The sequence below is a fragment of the Burkholderia sp. THE68 genome (assembly GCF_009938265.1).
In the GTDB taxonomy this organism is placed as follows: Bacteria; Pseudomonadota; Gammaproteobacteria; order Burkholderiales; family Burkholderiaceae; genus Caballeronia.
The window spans coordinates 504,852-519,598 of the sequence record NZ_AP022317.1; the positions used below are offsets into that span (position 1 = coordinate 504,852).

Here is a 14,747-nt window from a genome sequence, read left to right on the forward strand (position 1 = left end):
GCCGAACCATTTGAGCCATCGCGACAGAAGAATGGACATCGACCGATTCAGCGGTGAGAGCGCCGAACACGCGCTCAGGGACCTGATGGGCTTGCTGGCGCTTCCGGCACTCTGGGCGGGCGGCGACGGCAAAGCGATCGTCGGCCTGATGACGCAGGCGATCGAAAGGATCGTTCCGCTGGACATCTGCTATGTGGACGTTCCCTTGCTGCCGGCGGTCCCACCATTCGTGCAGATGCGAATGTACGGACGCACTGTCGCAGCGGACGCGTCGGCGGCATGGCAGGAGACGATAGCCCGATGGCACCGGCTGCCGATCGGAACCCGGGTCAGTGTGTGCGACACGCCTGCGGGCCCGATGCGGATGATCAGGCTGAGCATGGGCTTCAGCTCGGGACAAGGCAGCGTGTGGTTCGGTGCCGCGGCTCCGACTTTCCCGACACTCAACCAGATCGCCTTTCTGCGCGCGGCCACCTCTCAGGCTGCGACAGGCATTCAGGCCGCCCGCGCGGCCCATGAGCGCGAGGAAGCGAACAGGGCGAAGGATGAATTTCTCGCCATGCTCGGTCATGAATTGCGCAACCCGCTTGCGCCTATTTCAACCGCATTGGCGTTGATCCGGCGCGAGCGCGGCGATATCGCCGACCGCTACCACGAAATCATCGAGCGCCAGGTTGCACATCTGTCCCGGCTCGTCGAAGACTTGCTGGATGTCAGCCGCATCACGCGGGGAAAGATCGAGCTCAAGCGTGAAAGCCTGCGCATCAGTTCCGTCATCACACGTGCGGTCGAGGCGGCTAGCCCGCTCGTGGAACAACGCAACCAGCGGCTCACCGTTGCCCTGTCCGACGACGGAACGCAGATATTCGGCGATCTGACGCGTCTGACGCAGGCGTTCAGCAACCTGCTGAACAATGCGGCCAAATACACGGATGTCGGTGGAGAGATTCGCGTCGAGGCTCGAACGACGCCAGGTCATGTCACGGTTTTCATCCAGGACAACGGTGTGGGCATCAGCGCGGAGTTGATGCCGAAGCTCTTCAGGATTTTCGAGCAGGGACGCACGACGATCGACCGGTCGAAAGGCGGCCTGGGCATTGGCCTCGCGCTCGTGAAGAATCTGGTGGAATTGCACGGAGGCACTGTCGATGCGAGCAGTGACGGCCCCGGCACAGGCGCAACATTCACGGTGACACTGCCGCTTGCAACACGCGCCGAGATCGCCGGTTCGCAAGCTTCGCCGTTGCCCTCTGCTTCGGTGCCGTCGAGCCAGGCCGGATTGCGCGTCCTGCTGGTCGACGATAACGTCGATGGACTTCTCTCGATGGAAGCGTTCCTGACCGAACTGGGCTTCGAGGTCGCGACCGCTCTCGATCCCTTTCAGGCATTGGACATCGCGGCGCGCTTCTCACCCGCGGTCGCCGTTCTCGACATCGGCCTGCCAGGCATGGACGGTTATGAACTGGCGCTCGCCTTGCGCGCGCAACCGCAGCACGCGCGACTCCGCCTATTTGCGCTCACGGGCTATGGTCATTCCGAAGACGTGAAACGGGCGCACGCAGCCGGCTTCGAACGACATTTCGTGAAGCCCGTCGTATTGCCCGATCTGATTCGTTTCCTGAGCGACGATCAGTAAGGATCGCCAAGCTACATCGATAACGGCTATTTCTTTTTCGCGACGCTGGTGGAGCCCGAAGTCTTCGGGAGCGGAACCTTGAACGGCTCGGCGACTGGAGAGGCCAGCTTCTTCGCTTGTTTAGGTTTTTTTGCTTCGCGATTACTTCGCATTTGACCTTTTGCCATTTCATCCCCCTGTCTGCGACCACGAAATGGGTCGCTCCTCACTCATTCTGAGCGCATTTCCGGTTGCTGTCGCGATCTATTTGATGAATCGACGATTCTTCTTGCTTTGTTCGGTCATGGAGCGCACGCTCGCCCACACGCCTTCCTTCTTCGGACATCATCATGCTAAAGCGAACCTCGGCCGATTCGGCTACACACTTCAAAAAGCAAGACCTCACGGCAACGCAGAAGAGTCGCGCCGAAGCCTTGCGGCAGGCAGAATCCGACCGCGCGGAAAAGCGACTTCAGGATGATGCGCGCATCGACGTGCACGCTGCGAAGTGGCGTTACGTTTCGCCGAAGGGCTAGACGGCAAGGATGTCTAGCGCCTCAGCCTCGCGGCCTGACGCCTCGCGTGGGCTGATCCGCCTTCGTATGCCTCGTCCTCCGTCTCGAAGCGGAGATGGCTGTCGTAGCGAATCTCGCTGACGTTCGGGCCGCTCAGATCCACGTCGACGCATGCGTAGGTGAAGCCACCGGCAGCGAGCGGTTGAACCACGACATGGAATTCATGGCTTCCAACTTTCAACATGCGTGACATCGAGAACTCCGGTGGTGGCGGTTCATCGTATCACGCGAGCGCGAACCAGCAGATGGAAAGAAGCGCTGCCGGTCCCGCATGCGAGCCGGCAGAAAAGCTCTTTAGATCGGCGTGATGTTCGCCGCCTGCAGACCCTTCGGACCGCTCTTCGTTTCGTAGGTGACTTTCTGATTTTCGGCGAGCGTTTTGAATCCCTCGCTGCGAATCTCCGAAAAGTGCGCGAATAGATCATCGCCGCCGCTGTCGGGCGTGATGAATCCAAATCCCTTGCTATCGTTGAACCACTTGACGGTGCCGGTATCCATGAAACTCTCCTGAAAAGGACGAACAAACGAAACCGCCGCGATAGCGGTATCGGAATAAAGGATCAAGGAGGGAGAGGACAACGAACACCGCAGGGCTGCGGTTAATGATGAGCAGCAATCGCGCTTCTTGAAGGCTTCATCAGGAAAATTACGCTTTGACTCGAAAACCGTCAAGCTATTTCGAATGCGCAAAGAAGTGGCGAGATCAGCGGTGATATGGATGCGTGGTCACTTTCGTTTAGCATTCCTATGATAGAACCGAGATCGAGAACGATAATTGCGCGTCCGAGGCAGTTTTGCGGGTATAGTGAAGCTCCAATCAGGAGTAGACGTCATGCCAGCAATCCCGCCTCTCCTCTACAAAGGGTTCGAGCTTCATCCCCTTGTGTTCTCGCGCGCATTCGACCGCTTCGACAGGCATTCGCGCTATGCCGAAGGTTACGACGTCGCGGTTCGCATCTGTCGCCCGGTCGCATCGGGCGAGACCAGCACGAGCCGCGTGTTCAAAGTGGATCGGGAAGACGTGTTCTCGGACTTCGGCATTGCCCGGCGCGCTGCTCGTCAACGGGGTGAAGACATCATCGATGGAAAGGTAGAGGGCGCCTCGGTCATTGATATGTGAGGCTAGCGTTTCCTCGGAGTACCGCGTTTGCCTTCGAAGAGTTCACGCTGTCGGGCCAGGCCTTCTCCCACCACATCGAAGAAAGCTCGCACGCGCGCGGTTTTCCGCAGATCGGCATGCGTGACGATCCACAATTCGCCTTCCATCTCGGCGACCGGATTCGCGGCCACGCGCGTGACACCCGTATCGCTGTCGCCGAGATAGCACGGCAAGAGCGCAAGGCCGACACCGGCGCGCGCGGCGATCAATTGATTCACCAGACTGTTGGTCCGGTACACGACCGACGCCGACGCCGCATTTATCGCGAGCCACTGCGCCGCGCGAATGCCTGATGCCGCTTCGTCCCAGCCGATCAACGCGTGACCGTCGAGCTTCTGGCTGCGCGAAAGCGCGCCTTTCTCCGCGACATACGACGGCGCGGCGTACCAGCCCCACGCGACGCCCGCAAGCTTTTTACCCCACAGTTCGCCCTCTTTCGGCCGAACCGGACGCAACGCGATATCCGCTTCACGCCGCGCGAGACTGAGCACGCGATTCTCGATCGACAATTCGACGACGATGCCGGGATGCGCCCGACGAAATGCCGCGAGATGCGTGGTGAGCTGGCTATACGCGAGCGTCTCCGACGACGTGACGCGCAAGCGCCCGCTCAGCCGATGATCGCCGCCGACGACGTCGCGGCCCAGCGCCAGAAACTCATCCTCCATTCGCTCAGCGCCGGCCGCGATGCGCGCGCCTGCCTCGGTGGGCTGATACACGCCGCCCGGCAAGCGCTCGAACAGACGCGCGCCGAGCTGCGTTTCGAGCGCCTTCAGGCGGCGATAAGCCGTCGAATGGTCGATGCCCAGCGTCTCGGATGCGGCAGTGAGACTGCCGTCACGCTGAATGGCGAGCACGAGTCGAAGTTCGTTCCAGTCTTCCATGCGTCGAGGTTAATACGGCGCTTGCATCCCTGCAAGTGCGGCTTTCCCGGTGACAATGGACTTGCAGTCTCGCAAACACTACTCTGCCGTTATCCGAACGCATCAAACGGGAGAGACTCAATGAAGATCAATGAAACATCCACACTTACGCTCGTCAGTCATCCGCTTTGTCCTTACGTGCAGCGCGCCGCCATCGTGCTGGCGGAGAAAGGCACTGGTTTCGAGAAACGTTATGTCGATCTGGCGAACCGGCCCGAATGGTTCGACCCGCTTTCGCCGCTTGGAAAAGTGCCGCTATTGATGATCGCGCGTGACGGCCATGAGGACGCTGTGCTCTTCGAAAGCGCCGTCATCTGCGAATATCTCGACGAAACGCAGCCGGGCCGCACGCTGCTGCCGAGCGATGCGCTCGAACGTGCGCGGCATCGCGGATGGATCGAATTCGGTTCGTCGATTCTTGCCGAGATCTGGAAGCTGGAAATCGCCACCGATGCGCCGGCATACCACGCTCAACTCAAGGCACTGGTGGAGCGCTTCGCGGCGGTCGAGCGCGTGTTGGGCGCGGGGCCGTGGTTCGCAGGCGGCGAGTTCGGCATGGTCGACGCCGTGTTCGCGCCGATCTTCCGCTACTTCGATGTATTCGACGAACTCGCGGATCTTCACGTGTTCGCCGATACGCCAAAAGTCACCGCATGGCGAGCCGCGCTTGCGGCACGCCCGAGCGTGATCGGCGCGGTGCCTGCCGACTACGCACAGCGATTGCGCGCGTTTCTGCATGGTCGCGACGCGTACCTGCTTCGCGAAAGCACGGAGAGAACGATATGAGCCAGAGTCTGGGCTGGCTGTTGCTCATCCTGTCCGGATTGCTCGATGTCGCGTGGGCCGTCTCGATGAAGTTCACGCAAGGCTACACGCGCCCCGGATGGACAGTGCTGTCGATCGTGTTGCTCGCAGCGTTCGTCTATCTGCTCGGCAAGGTATTGACCGTGTTGCCCGTGGGCAGCGCGTACGCGGTATGGACCGGCATCGGCGCGTTGGGAACCGTGCTGCTCGGCGTCGTGCTGTTCGGCGAGGCAGTGAGCGCGCTGCGGGTCGTCGGTGTCGTATTGGTCATCGCCGGGATTGCAGCGCTGAAGCAGGCGCCCGCCTGACGCGAGAGATCAACGGCCCTCGCGGTCCTTATGCGGCGCCTTGAGATACTGCTCCAGAAACTCGACGAACACCCGCACCTTCGCCGACAGATTCAAACGCTCCGGGTAGATCGCATAGATGTCGGCAGAAGGCAGCGACCAGTCCGCGAGCACCCGTCTCAGCGACTCTGCGTCCAGATACGGCTGGACATCCCATTCGGAGCGGACCAGCACACCGTGTCCTTCGAGCGCCCAACGCAGGGTCGCTTCGCCATCGTTGCTGCTCATCGAACCATGCACCTTCACCATCTCGTGCCGCTTGCCTTTGGTGAAGTGCCATGTTCCATAGGCCGTGTCGTTCTCTCTCAGAACGATGCAGGTATGGCCGCGCAGATCACCCGGCGTTTCGGGAACGCCGTGCGCTTTCAGATACGCGGGCGATGCGCAAACGAAACGTCGATTGGAAGCCAGCTTCTTGCCGACGACGCGCATATCGGGCAATTCGCCGAAGCGGATGCCTACATCGAATGCGAACTCGGCAAGATTCATGGGCCGGTCAGTCAGATCCAGTTGCACTTCGACATCCGGATACTGCCGGCGAAACTTCGACAACGCGGGAACGATGTATCGGCGGCCAAAGCCAAAGGTCGCGTTCACTTTCAAAAGACCCTGAGGTAAATCGCGACTGCTCGACACCATCCTCTCGAGCTCTCGCACCTGTTCCAGCAGCTTTGTGCCGGTGCTCAGATACAACTCGCCTTCTTGCGTCATCGCGAGCCGACGCGTCGTTCTGTTCAGAAGCTTCACGCCGAGCCGTCGTTCCAGTTGGCTCAGGCGCAGACTGATCGATGGAGGCGTCACGCCCAGTTCGCGCGCCAGCGCTGACAGGCTTCCCTGGGTGACTAACCGGCCGAAGAACTCAAGGTCTGAAATCGCGTCCATTTATAAGCCTATCTTAAGAATAGGTTAAGTCAGGCTGTATTTTACGGAATCAACGCTGCAATTACACTCTCTTCAACGCTCGGACAAGCGAGCGCCCCCAGTACCGGAGAGAGACAAATGGCACAGACGCTTTATCAGAAGATCGTGGATAGCCACACGGTCCTGCGCGTCGATGAGCAGCACGTCGCGCTGTATGCCGACCTGCACATCATGAACGAGTACACGAGTCCGCAGGCATTCGCGGGGCTCGCCGAGAAGAACCTGCCCGTGCGCTGCCCCGAAAAGCAGATGGGCATCGTCGATCACGTCATTCCGACGCATCCCGTCGCCGTCGACAAGCGCACCATCTTCATCGACGCGGCCGCCAATCAGGCCGCCAACTTCACGCGCAACTGCCAGAAGCACGGTATCCATCTGTTCGATGTCAAAGACCGCGAACAGGGTATCGAGCACGTCGTGGCGCCCGAAATCGGCCTGATTCGTCCGGGCATGGTGGTGCTGTGCGGGGATAGCCACACGACGACTTACGGCGCGCTTGGCGCGCTCGGTTTCGGCATCGGAACGTCGGAAGTCGAACACGTGCTTGCAACGCAGACGCTGGTCTACCGCGTGGCCCGCGACATGCACATCGTCGTGGACGGTACCTTGCCGGCGGGTACGACGTCGAAAGACCTCGTGCTTTACATCATCTCGAAGATCGGCGCACAAGGCGCACGCGGATTCGCGGTCGAATACTCGGGCCCGGCGATCGCGTCGCTGTCCGCCGAGGCGCGCATGACGCTCTGCAACATGACGGTCGAAGCCGGCGCGCGCGGTGCATTGATCGCGCCCGACGCGACGACGCTTCAGTACGTAGCCGAGCGCATCAAGGACCTTTCGCAAGCCGATATCGCCGCCGCGACCAACGCGTGGCTCGAACTGAAGTCCGACGCGGATGCCGCTTTCGACATCACGCACCGGTTCGACGCGCGGGACGTTGCGCCGTTCGTCACCTGGGGCACCAGTCCCGACCAGGCCATTCCGGTTACCGCGCGCATTCCCGGCCTTCCTGAAGAGCCGGTCGAAGGCAGGAACGCAGCGAAGGCATTGGACTACATGGGTCTCGACGCCGGCCAGGCCATCGACGGACTCGCCATCGATCATGTGTTCATCGGTTCATGCACCAACGCGCGTATCGAAGACCTTCGCGCGGTCGCCGATGTCGTGCGTGGCCGCAAGGTCGCTTCGTCGGTTCGGGCCATGGTCGTACCCGGCTCCGGCATGGTGCGTGAGCAGGCCGAACGCGAAGGCATCACCGGTGTGCTGATCGAGGCAGGTTTCGAATGGCGTCAGCCGGGCTGCTCGATGTGCCTCGCCATGAACGACGACATCCTCGAACCGGGTCAGCGCTGCGCCTCGACCACCAACCGAAACTTCGAAGGGCGGCAAGGTCGCGGCGCACGCACGCATCTGATGAGCCCTGCCATGGCCGCGGCTGCCGCGCTCGCGGGCCATATCGTCGACGTACGCAAGGAGTTGGCTCATGTCTAAGAACACGTCCCTGACCGGCGTTGCCGCGCCGCTGCCGCTGAACAATCTCGACACCGACCAGATCATGCCGAAGCAGTTTCTGTTCGGTATCGATAAGTCAGGCCTCGCACGAGGCGTTCTTTACGACCTGCGTACGAACGCGGCCACAGGCACGCCCCGACCCGACTTCGTGTTGAATCGCCCCGCATACCAAGGTGCGCGCATTTTGATAACCGGCGCGAACTTCGGCTGTGGTTCCAGCCGCGAACACGCCGTCTGGGGCTTGCAACAGGCGGGCTTCGATGCAGTCATCGCGCCCAGCTTCGGCGAGATCTTCTACTTCAATGCGTTGAACAACCGGCTTCTGCTGGTGATGCTCGAACCGCACGTCATCGCGGAGCTGACCGCGCTCGCCAGCGACCCGGCGACGAACACATTGACGATCGATGTCGAGAATCAATGCGTCATCACAGCAGACGGCGCAACGAAATACGCGTTCGAATTGCCCGCCCGACAGAAGCACATGTTCATCGAAGGGCTGGACATGATCGGCATGACGCTGAGTGACAGCGATGCCATCGGCGCATTCGAATCGAAGCATTACGCCGCGCATCCGTGGATGAAGATCGACCTTCCGAAACAGCAAAAAGCAGCTCGATAAGAGACGCGCCAAGCGTCCATTCCCAAGGGCATCTCAAGGCCCGCAGAGCCCGCAATCCATCAGGAGACATTCATGGAAACCTCTTCCGTGCGCGCATGCAATGCGCCGTCGGGATTTCTCGCGAAAATCAACCACGTCAAGATCGGCGGAATGCCTGTCGTGATGTTCGCGGCGCTTGCGCTCGTGACCATACTGGCGGCCGCTACAAAGAAGCTTCCGAACGACATGATCGGCGGCTTCGCCGTTCTCATGCTTTCCGGACTTTTGCTCGGAGAGATCGGAAGCAGAATTCCTCTTTTCAGGCATATCGGCGGCCCGGCCATACTCTGCCTGTTCGTACCGTCCGCGCTGCTCGGATACAAGTTGATGGATGACGCCTCGCTCAAGGCCATCACCACGACGATGAAGACGGCGAATCTCCAGTATCTGTATATCGCGTGTCTCGTGGCTGGCAGCATTCTCGGCATGAACCGGAAGATCCTCATCGAAGGCTTTCTGAAGATGTTCGTGCCATTGCTGATTGGAACCATCACGGCAATCGCAGCGGGCGTACTCGTCGGCCTGATGTTCGGCTACGATCCGAAGCACGTGTTCTTCTACATCGTGATACCCATTCTCGGCGGCGGCATCGGCGAGGGCATTCTTCCGCTTTCCATCGGCTATTCGGAAATCACGGGTTCGGCGCAAGGCCACCTGATTGCGATGATGGTTCCCGCAGCGTTGATCGGCAACGTCGTTGCGATTCTCGGCAGCGGTATTCTGAAGCGCTTTGGCGAGAAATATCGGCAGTACAGCGGCGACGGCACGCTCGTCAGGACCGGAGAAGATCAGGCTCTGCTCAAGGCGCAGAAAACCGAAGCGGCACTGGACCTGCGGTTGATGGGCTTCGGCTTGCTGCTCGGCTGCACGCTGTTCATCCTCGGCGCGCTGCTTTCACCCATGACGGGTATCCCGGGTCCCGTGCTGATGATCATTGCGGCCGCCGTATTGAAGCTTTTCAAGGCAATTCCGGAATCGATGGAAGTCGGCGCGTATCAGATGTACAAGTTCATGTCGACGAACCTGACCTTCGCCATTCTCGTCGGACTGGGCACGCTGTTCGTGTCGTGGGACAAGTTGGTGGGCGCGTTCTCGCCGGCATACTTCGTCATTTGCGCAGCGACCGTCATCGCGATGATCATCTCCGGCTTCTTCGTCGGCGCGTGGCTGAAGATGTACCCGGTCGAATCCGCGATCATCACCGCGTGTCACAGCGGCCTTGGTGGAACCGGCGACGTGGCGATTCTGTCTTCATCGAACCGGATGGGTCTGATGCCCTTCGCGCAGATCTCCACGCGCATCGGCGGCGCAGGGATGGTCGTCTTCGCCACGCTGATGATGAAGTGGCTTTCCTAACCTACGGCACGTTGCAACGTTCGCTGACGGCCCACGTGCAGAATCATCACACTGAAGATGATGAGTACGAGCGCCGCGAACTCCAGCAGACCGAACTTCTCTCCAACCGCCCAACCGATGATCAACGCGACGGCCGGAGCCATGTAAGTGGCGCCGGACGACGCCACCGCGCCGAACTTTTCGAGAAGGTAGTAATACAGGAAGAAGGAAACGCCGGTACCGAGAATCCCGCCTCCGACCACCAGGCCGACGGTGGCCAATGGATCGTGGAGGATGTTCGTCACTCCGCTGAAATCGGTGACGGCCGCAAGAACCCCAACCGCGATGCCCATCTGCCAGGTTGCCAGTGCGAGCGGAGGCAGACCCGATGGCGACAAGAATGCGCGCACGTAGACGTAAGAAAGTCCGAGCACGAGTGAGCTGATCAGCAGCCAGCAAACACCTGCGAACTCGATCGAACCCGCCGCGCCTTCCCATGGCCGCGCGATCAAGGTGATGCCAACGAAGCCGAGCAAAACGCCCAGGGCCATCGTGCTGTTCATCTTCTCCGTTCTCAGAAAGAAGGCAGAGAAAATCGCCGTAAAGAGCGTGGCCGCATTGCCAAGCACGGCGGCTATCCCGGAAGGAAGCAGCGCCGTGCCTTGGGTAATTGCGAAATAGTAGAACGCAGTCGCGACGAACCCCATCACGATGAAATGATGAAGGTAACGCAACTGATCGAAGCGGATGACCTTCCTTCGCCAGGCAACGAAAGCCAGCGGAAGAAAGCCGAAGAATACGCGCAGGAAGGCTATCTGCATCGGGCTGATCGAGGACGACGCCCACTTCATGTAGATAAAGTTCGATCCCCAGAAGAGACCGAGCATCACGAACGCAAGCCGCGCAAGCTTCATGTCGATGCTATATCAAGTACGTCATGACGAATGGCGGCGCCGCGATGCAACGGGCCGGGACGATCCCGGCCTCGCGCATCATTCCTGAAGCCACGCCTTCACTTTCTCCGGATGCGAGTCGACAAACTTCTTCGCCGCCGCATTCCAGTCGTTCGTCGCGTTGCCGTCGAGTTCGATCGCTTCGACATCGGACAAGGTCAGCTTGTAATGCCGGATGAACGTGTTCGCGCGCGGATACTTCTGCGCGAACTGTTTCGAAGCGAATCCACGGATTTGCTCGTCACCGCCCAAAACGCCCTTCGGGTCCTTCAGATAGCGCATCTTGTACTTTTGCCACAGCCAATGCGGGCTCCATACCGTCGCGACGATCCAGCTCTTCGACTGATACGCGCGCGAGACCGCCGTCAGCATGCCCGCCTCGCTCGCCCGGATCAGGTTGTAACCTGCGAGGTCGTAGTCCTTCATCGCCTTTTCCGATGCGACCATTTCGCCGGCGCCCGGTTCGATGCCCTGAATCGTTGCGTTCAGCTTGCTCTTGACCTCGGGCTTGTTGAGATCGGCAATCGACGAGACTTCGCTCTCGGGCACATAGTCCGGCACCGCCCAGCCGATCTTCGCGCCCGTATAGATCACGCCCAGGTCATCCATCTCGTTCTTGAAGCGGGCGTAGTACGCCGCGTGCGTTACCGGCAGCCACGCGCCGAGCATCAGGTCGACGTCGCCGCGAGCGACCCCCTGAAACTGGATGCCCAGATCGGCGACGATCAGCGTCACGGGCTGCTGCAGTTTCGTTTCCAGCACGTACTTCGCCGTGTACGTGACCGCTTGCGTATCGGCCCAGTTGGCCAGAGAGATCTTGATCGGATCGGCGGCGCTGGCAGACATCGCGAAGGTAACGGTCGAAACCGCCATGCCAACGTTCAGGATGAAGCGTACGGCGGAGGAATTCTTCATGTCAGGTTCCCTGTGTTCTTATCGCGACGGTGACAACGAAACGAGCTGGATGCGTACGATCTAATCTTCCGAGGGTTGAGAAAAACGGTGCGCGAAATACACGCGGCAATTTGGCGCTTGAGTATTCGAGTGCATAAAAACGATGTCAACGTGATTTGTTTTCACCGCCGCATTACTTTAAGTTATGCGTAAGTGGGCGTCGATCATGTCTCGTTCACGTACTGCCGGCGCGCGTAGAAGCGCTGCATCTCGTGATCCTGCGGACGCACGCCGGTGAAAACCTCGACAAACTCCGGAATGCGCCGCATGCGCGTTGCAAAGTCTTCGTTCGGCCGCGTCGCCGCATAGCCGACCTGCGTGAGATAGGTCGTCCGCGCGCGCACATCGGCCACGGCGGGCTCATAACCGAAGCGCACGAACGTCGCGGTCAGCACTTCGATGCGCCTCGCATCGTCCGTCTGGATGAGTCGCGTGATGTCCGGCGATTGCTGCGCCCAGTTGCGAATCGCGGCTTCGAAGCGGGTGTCGAAGAGCGAATCGTCGAACCAGCAATCGAACACGTTCAGCATCGCTTCGCAGATGCTGTCCGCATACGCCTCGTTGCGGCTGATCCAGTTGCCAGTGTTCTTCTCTTCCCAGCGTGCGATGAGCGCATCGAGCAGTTCTTCCCGATCGCGGAAGAACCAGTAAAAGCTCGTTCGTGCGAGATTCAGCTTCTTGGCGAGCGCAAGCACCCGAACCGAATCGATGCCGCCTTCTAGCAGACTCTCGTATGCGCAATCCAGCCACATATCGGCTGAGCCGCGAACGGTCTCGACTGTCTGATCCATTCCGTTCCTTTCGTGTGATGGTTTCGCGAATCGACGACCGCGATTCCTCTTTGCTTTAACTCACTGTACACCATTGTCTCGATACTTGACACCTGTGTACATAGGACCTACTCTGAGCGCACAACACGTGATTCGATCCCCACTCGCTTCGATGAGGCGCCCATGTCCATGGACCCGTTGCTCCAGCCGTACACGCTGAAACATCTCACGTTCCGCAATCGCATCATGACGACGTCGCACGAGCCGGCGTATGCCGAGGACGGCATGCCGAAGGAGCGATATCGCGCGTATCACGTCGAAAGGGCGAAGGCGGGCATCGCGCTGACGATGACGGCGGGTTCGGCCGCGGTGTCGAAGGACAGCCCGCCGGTGTTCAACAACATCCTCGTATACAAGGACGAGGTCGTGCCCTGGATGAAGGATCTCGTCGACGAATGCCACGAGCACGGCGCGAAGGTGATGATCCAGTTGACGCATCTCGGCCGGCGCACGCGTTGGGACAAGGGCGACTGGCTGCCGGCCGTGTCGCCGTCGCACAACCGCGAGCCTTCGCATCGCGCGTTTCCGAAGAAGATCGAGGACTGGGACATCGAGCGCATCGTGCGCGACTTCGCCGATGCCGCCGAGCGCATGAAAGCGGCCGGTATGGACGGGCTCGAAATCGAATCCTACGGACATCTGATGGACCAGTTCTGGTCGCCGCTCACGAATACGCTGGATGGCCCTTACGGCGGATCGCTCGATAATCGCCTGCGCTTCACGTTCGACGTGATGCGGGCGATGCGCGAGCGCGTCGGCGATAACTTCCTGCTCGGCATTCGCTACACCGCCGATGAAATGATGGCGGGCGGCCTCACGAAGGAAGACGGCATCGAGATTTCGAAGCGGCTCAAGAGCAGCGGCCTCGTGGACTTCCTGAACGTCGTACGCGGACACCTGGATACCGATGCGGGCCTCACCGACGTCATCCCGATCATGGGCATGAAAAGCGCGCCGCATCTGGATTTCGCGGGCGAAATTCGTCAGGCGACGGACTTTCCCACCTTCCACGCCGCGCGCATCCAGGATGTCGCGACGGCGCGTTTCGCCATCGAGTCGGGCAGGATCGACATGGTCGGCATGACGCGCGCGCATATGACCGATCCGCATATCGTGCGCAAGATCATCGAGCGCAGGGAAGACGATATCCGTCCGTGCGTGGGGGCGAATTATTGTCTCGATCGCATCTATCAGGGCGGCATGGCGCTGTGCATTCACAACGCCGCGACCGGGCGCGAACTGGAGATGCCGCAATCGATCAGACCGGCCGAAAAGAAACGGAAGGTCGTGATCGTCGGCGCGGGACCGGCGGGGCTGGAAGCAGCGCGCGTCGCGGGCGAACGCGGTCACGATGTCACCGTGCTCGAAGCGATGAACGATCCCGGCGGACAGATCCGTCTGACCGCGCAGAACATCCGCCGCAAGGAGATGATGGGCATCATCGACTGGCGCATGGCGCAATGCGAAAAGCTCGGCGTGCGCTTCTCGTTCAACACATGGGCCGACACCGAAACCGTGCTTGCGCACAGCCCCGATGTGGTGATCGTGGCGACCGGCGGCATGCCGCACACGGAGGTGTGTTCGCAGGGCAACGAGCATGTCGTGTCGTCGTGGGACATCATTTCGGGCGACGTGAAGCCCGGCGCCAACGTACTGATCTTCGACGATGCCGGCGATCATGCCGCGCTTCAGGCAGCGGAGACCATCGCGCAGGCGGGCGGCCGCGTCGAAGTGATGACGCCCGACCGCACGTTCTCGCCCGAGGTCATGAGCATGAATCTCGTGCCCTACATGCGCTCGCTGCAGAAACTCGCAACGACGTTCACGGTGACGTTCCGCCTCGAATCGGTTCGCCGCGAAGGCGCCGAACTGGTCGCGACGATCGGCAGCGATTACGGCGGCGTGACGAAGGAGCAGCGTTACGACCAGATCGTCGTGAATCACGGCACCATACCGATGGACGAACTATATTTCGAGCTCAGGCCGGCATCGACGAATCTCGGCGCGATCGACTACGATGATCTCATCGACGGCAAGCCACAAATCGTCGAACGTAATCCTGAGGGACGCTTTCAGCTCTTCAGAATCGGCGATGCGGTGTCCGCGCGGAACACGCATGCCGCGATCTACGATGCGCTTCGCCTCGTAAAAGACCTTTAAG

At 60.3% G+C, this 14,747-nt stretch carries 15 protein-coding genes; 8 read left to right on the top strand and 7 right to left on the bottom strand.

Annotation, left to right across the window (positions count from 1 at the left end; all coding sequences use genetic code 11):
- The first annotated feature begins 10 nt into the window (after positions 1 to 10).
- Positions 11 to 1,636: a hybrid sensor histidine kinase/response regulator gene (locus tag BTHE68_RS23600; RefSeq protein WP_162068714.1), complete on the top strand. Its 1,626-nt coding sequence runs from the start codon at positions 11 to 13 to the stop codon at positions 1,634 to 1,636.
- 528 nt (positions 1,637 to 2,164) lie between these two features.
- Here BTHE68_RS23600 and BTHE68_RS23605 read toward each other — a convergent pair.
- A complete protein-coding gene (locus BTHE68_RS23605) occupies positions 2,165 to 2,374 on the bottom strand; it encodes a hypothetical protein (protein ID WP_143328157.1) in 210 nt (69 codons plus the stop codon).
- A gap of 110 nt (positions 2,375 to 2,484) precedes the next feature.
- Entirely contained in the window at positions 2,485 to 2,688 is a 204-nt protein-coding gene (locus BTHE68_RS23610) for a cold-shock protein (protein WP_162068715.1), read from the bottom strand.
- A gap of 334 nt (positions 2,689 to 3,022) precedes the next feature.
- Here BTHE68_RS23610 and BTHE68_RS23615 point away from each other — a divergent pair, with 334 nt between their 5' ends.
- Positions 3,023 to 3,310: a hypothetical protein gene (locus tag BTHE68_RS23615; RefSeq protein ID WP_162068716.1), complete on the top strand. Its 288-nt coding sequence runs from the start codon at positions 3,023 to 3,025 to the stop codon at positions 3,308 to 3,310.
- A gap of 2 nt (positions 3,311 to 3,312) precedes the next feature.
- Here BTHE68_RS23615 and BTHE68_RS23620 read toward each other — a convergent pair whose 3' ends face one another.
- A complete protein-coding gene (locus BTHE68_RS23620; protein ID WP_162068717.1) occupies positions 3,313 to 4,233 on the bottom strand; it encodes a LysR family transcriptional regulator in 921 nt (306 codons plus the stop codon).
- A gap of 120 nt (positions 4,234 to 4,353) precedes the next feature.
- Here BTHE68_RS23620 and BTHE68_RS23625 point away from each other — a divergent pair, with 120 nt between their 5' ends.
- Together BTHE68_RS23625 and BTHE68_RS23630 are read left to right on the top strand one after the other, a co-directional pair.
- Positions 4,354 to 5,058 (top strand): glutathione S-transferase family protein, encoded by a 705-nt coding sequence (locus BTHE68_RS23625; protein ID WP_162068718.1) that lies wholly within the window; start codon positions 4,354 to 4,356, stop codon positions 5,056 to 5,058.
- Positions 5,055 to 5,384, top strand: coding sequence for a DMT family transporter (locus BTHE68_RS23630; RefSeq protein ID WP_162068719.1), 330 nt, complete (start codon positions 5,055 to 5,057; stop codon positions 5,382 to 5,384). The genes BTHE68_RS23625 and BTHE68_RS23630 overlap by 4 nt, the downstream gene beginning before the upstream one ends.
- Positions 5,385 to 5,393: 9 nt before the next feature.
- On the opposite strand, the gene BTHE68_RS23635 is transcribed toward BTHE68_RS23630, so the two are convergent.
- The gene (locus tag BTHE68_RS23635; RefSeq protein WP_162068720.1) at positions 5,394 to 6,305 is read right to left on the bottom strand and encodes a LysR family transcriptional regulator; all 912 of its coding nucleotides are present in this window, start codon (positions 6,303 to 6,305) and stop codon (positions 5,394 to 5,396) included.
- Between the two features lie 117 nt (positions 6,306 to 6,422).
- Here BTHE68_RS23635 and leuC point away from each other — a divergent pair, with 117 nt between their 5' ends.
- The 3 genes from leuC to BTHE68_RS23650 all read left to right on the top strand — a co-directional run bounded on the left by leuC (position 6,423) and on the right by BTHE68_RS23650 (position 9,870).
- Complete coding sequence (gene leuC, locus BTHE68_RS23640) at positions 6,423 to 7,835, top strand: 3-isopropylmalate dehydratase large subunit (protein ID WP_162068721.1); 1,413 nt, start codon at positions 6,423 to 6,425, stop codon at positions 7,833 to 7,835.
- Positions 7,828 to 8,475 (top strand): 3-isopropylmalate dehydratase small subunit, encoded by a 648-nt coding sequence (leuD, locus tag BTHE68_RS23645; RefSeq protein ID WP_162068722.1) that lies wholly within the window; start codon positions 7,828 to 7,830, stop codon positions 8,473 to 8,475. Before leuC ends, leuD begins: the two co-directional genes overlap by 8 nt.
- Before the next feature lie 72 nt (positions 8,476 to 8,547).
- On the top strand, positions 8,548 to 9,870 hold the full coding sequence (locus BTHE68_RS23650; RefSeq protein ID WP_162068723.1) for a 2-hydroxycarboxylate transporter family protein: 1,323 nt from the start codon (positions 8,548 to 8,550) through the stop codon (positions 9,868 to 9,870).
- On the opposite strand, the gene BTHE68_RS23655 is transcribed toward BTHE68_RS23650, so the two are convergent.
- The 3 genes from BTHE68_RS23655 to BTHE68_RS23665 all read right to left on the bottom strand — a co-directional run bounded on the left by BTHE68_RS23655 (position 9,867) and on the right by BTHE68_RS23665 (position 12,547).
- Positions 9,867 to 10,763, bottom strand: coding sequence for a DMT family transporter (locus BTHE68_RS23655; protein ID WP_162068724.1), 897 nt, complete (start codon positions 10,761 to 10,763; stop codon positions 9,867 to 9,869). The two genes, BTHE68_RS23650 and BTHE68_RS23655, sit on opposite strands and share 4 nt — an antisense overlap.
- Positions 10,764 to 10,841: 78 nt before the next feature.
- Positions 10,842 to 11,717 (bottom strand): glycine betaine ABC transporter substrate-binding protein, encoded by an 876-nt coding sequence (locus tag BTHE68_RS23660; protein ID WP_087131681.1) that lies wholly within the window; start codon positions 11,715 to 11,717, stop codon positions 10,842 to 10,844.
- Between the two features lie 203 nt (positions 11,718 to 11,920).
- Positions 11,921 to 12,547 carry a TetR/AcrR family transcriptional regulator gene (locus BTHE68_RS23665; RefSeq protein ID WP_162068725.1) on the bottom strand — a complete coding sequence of 209 codons (627 nt, stop codon included), beginning with the start codon at positions 12,545 to 12,547 and terminating at the stop codon, positions 11,921 to 11,923.
- A 162-nt stretch (positions 12,548 to 12,709) separates the two neighbouring features.
- Here BTHE68_RS23665 and BTHE68_RS23670 point away from each other — a divergent pair, with 162 nt between their 5' ends.
- Positions 12,710 to 14,746, top strand: coding sequence for an NADH:flavin oxidoreductase (locus BTHE68_RS23670; protein WP_162068726.1), 2,037 nt, complete (start codon positions 12,710 to 12,712; stop codon positions 14,744 to 14,746).
- Position 14,747 lies beyond the last annotated feature (1 nt).

Coding starts and splice junctions, on each gene's coding strand:
- BTHE68_RS23605 (WP_143328157.1), bottom strand. CDS start 2,374: ATGTTGAAAGTTGGAAGCCATGAATTCCATGTCGTGGTTCAACCGCTC.
- BTHE68_RS23610 (WP_162068715.1), bottom strand. CDS start 2,688: ATGGATACCGGCACCGTCAAGTGGTTCAACGATAGCAAGGGATTTGGA.
- BTHE68_RS23615 (WP_162068716.1), top strand. CDS start 3,023: ATGCCAGCAATCCCGCCTCTCCTCTACAAAGGGTTCGAGCTTCATCCC.
- BTHE68_RS23620 (WP_162068717.1), bottom strand. CDS start 4,233: ATGGAAGACTGGAACGAACTTCGACTCGTGCTCGCCATTCAGCGTGAC.
- BTHE68_RS23625 (WP_162068718.1), top strand. CDS start 4,354: ATGAAGATCAATGAAACATCCACACTTACGCTCGTCAGTCATCCGCTT.
- BTHE68_RS23630 (WP_162068719.1), top strand. CDS start 5,055: ATGAGCCAGAGTCTGGGCTGGCTGTTGCTCATCCTGTCCGGATTGCTC.
- BTHE68_RS23635 (WP_162068720.1), bottom strand. CDS start 6,305: ATGGACGCGATTTCAGACCTTGAGTTCTTCGGCCGGTTAGTCACCCAG.
- leuC (WP_162068721.1), top strand. CDS start 6,423: ATGGCACAGACGCTTTATCAGAAGATCGTGGATAGCCACACGGTCCTG.
- leuD (WP_162068722.1), top strand. CDS start 7,828: ATGTCTAAGAACACGTCCCTGACCGGCGTTGCCGCGCCGCTGCCGCTG.
- BTHE68_RS23650 (WP_162068723.1), top strand. CDS start 8,548: ATGGAAACCTCTTCCGTGCGCGCATGCAATGCGCCGTCGGGATTTCTC.
- BTHE68_RS23655 (WP_162068724.1), bottom strand. CDS start 10,763: ATGAAGCTTGCGCGGCTTGCGTTCGTGATGCTCGGTCTCTTCTGGGGA.
- BTHE68_RS23660 (WP_087131681.1), bottom strand. CDS start 11,717: ATGAAGAATTCCTCCGCCGTACGCTTCATCCTGAACGTTGGCATGGCG.
- BTHE68_RS23665 (WP_162068725.1), bottom strand. CDS start 12,547: ATGGATCAGACAGTCGAGACCGTTCGCGGCTCAGCCGATATGTGGCTG.
- BTHE68_RS23670 (WP_162068726.1), top strand. CDS start 12,710: ATGTCCATGGACCCGTTGCTCCAGCCGTACACGCTGAAACATCTCACG.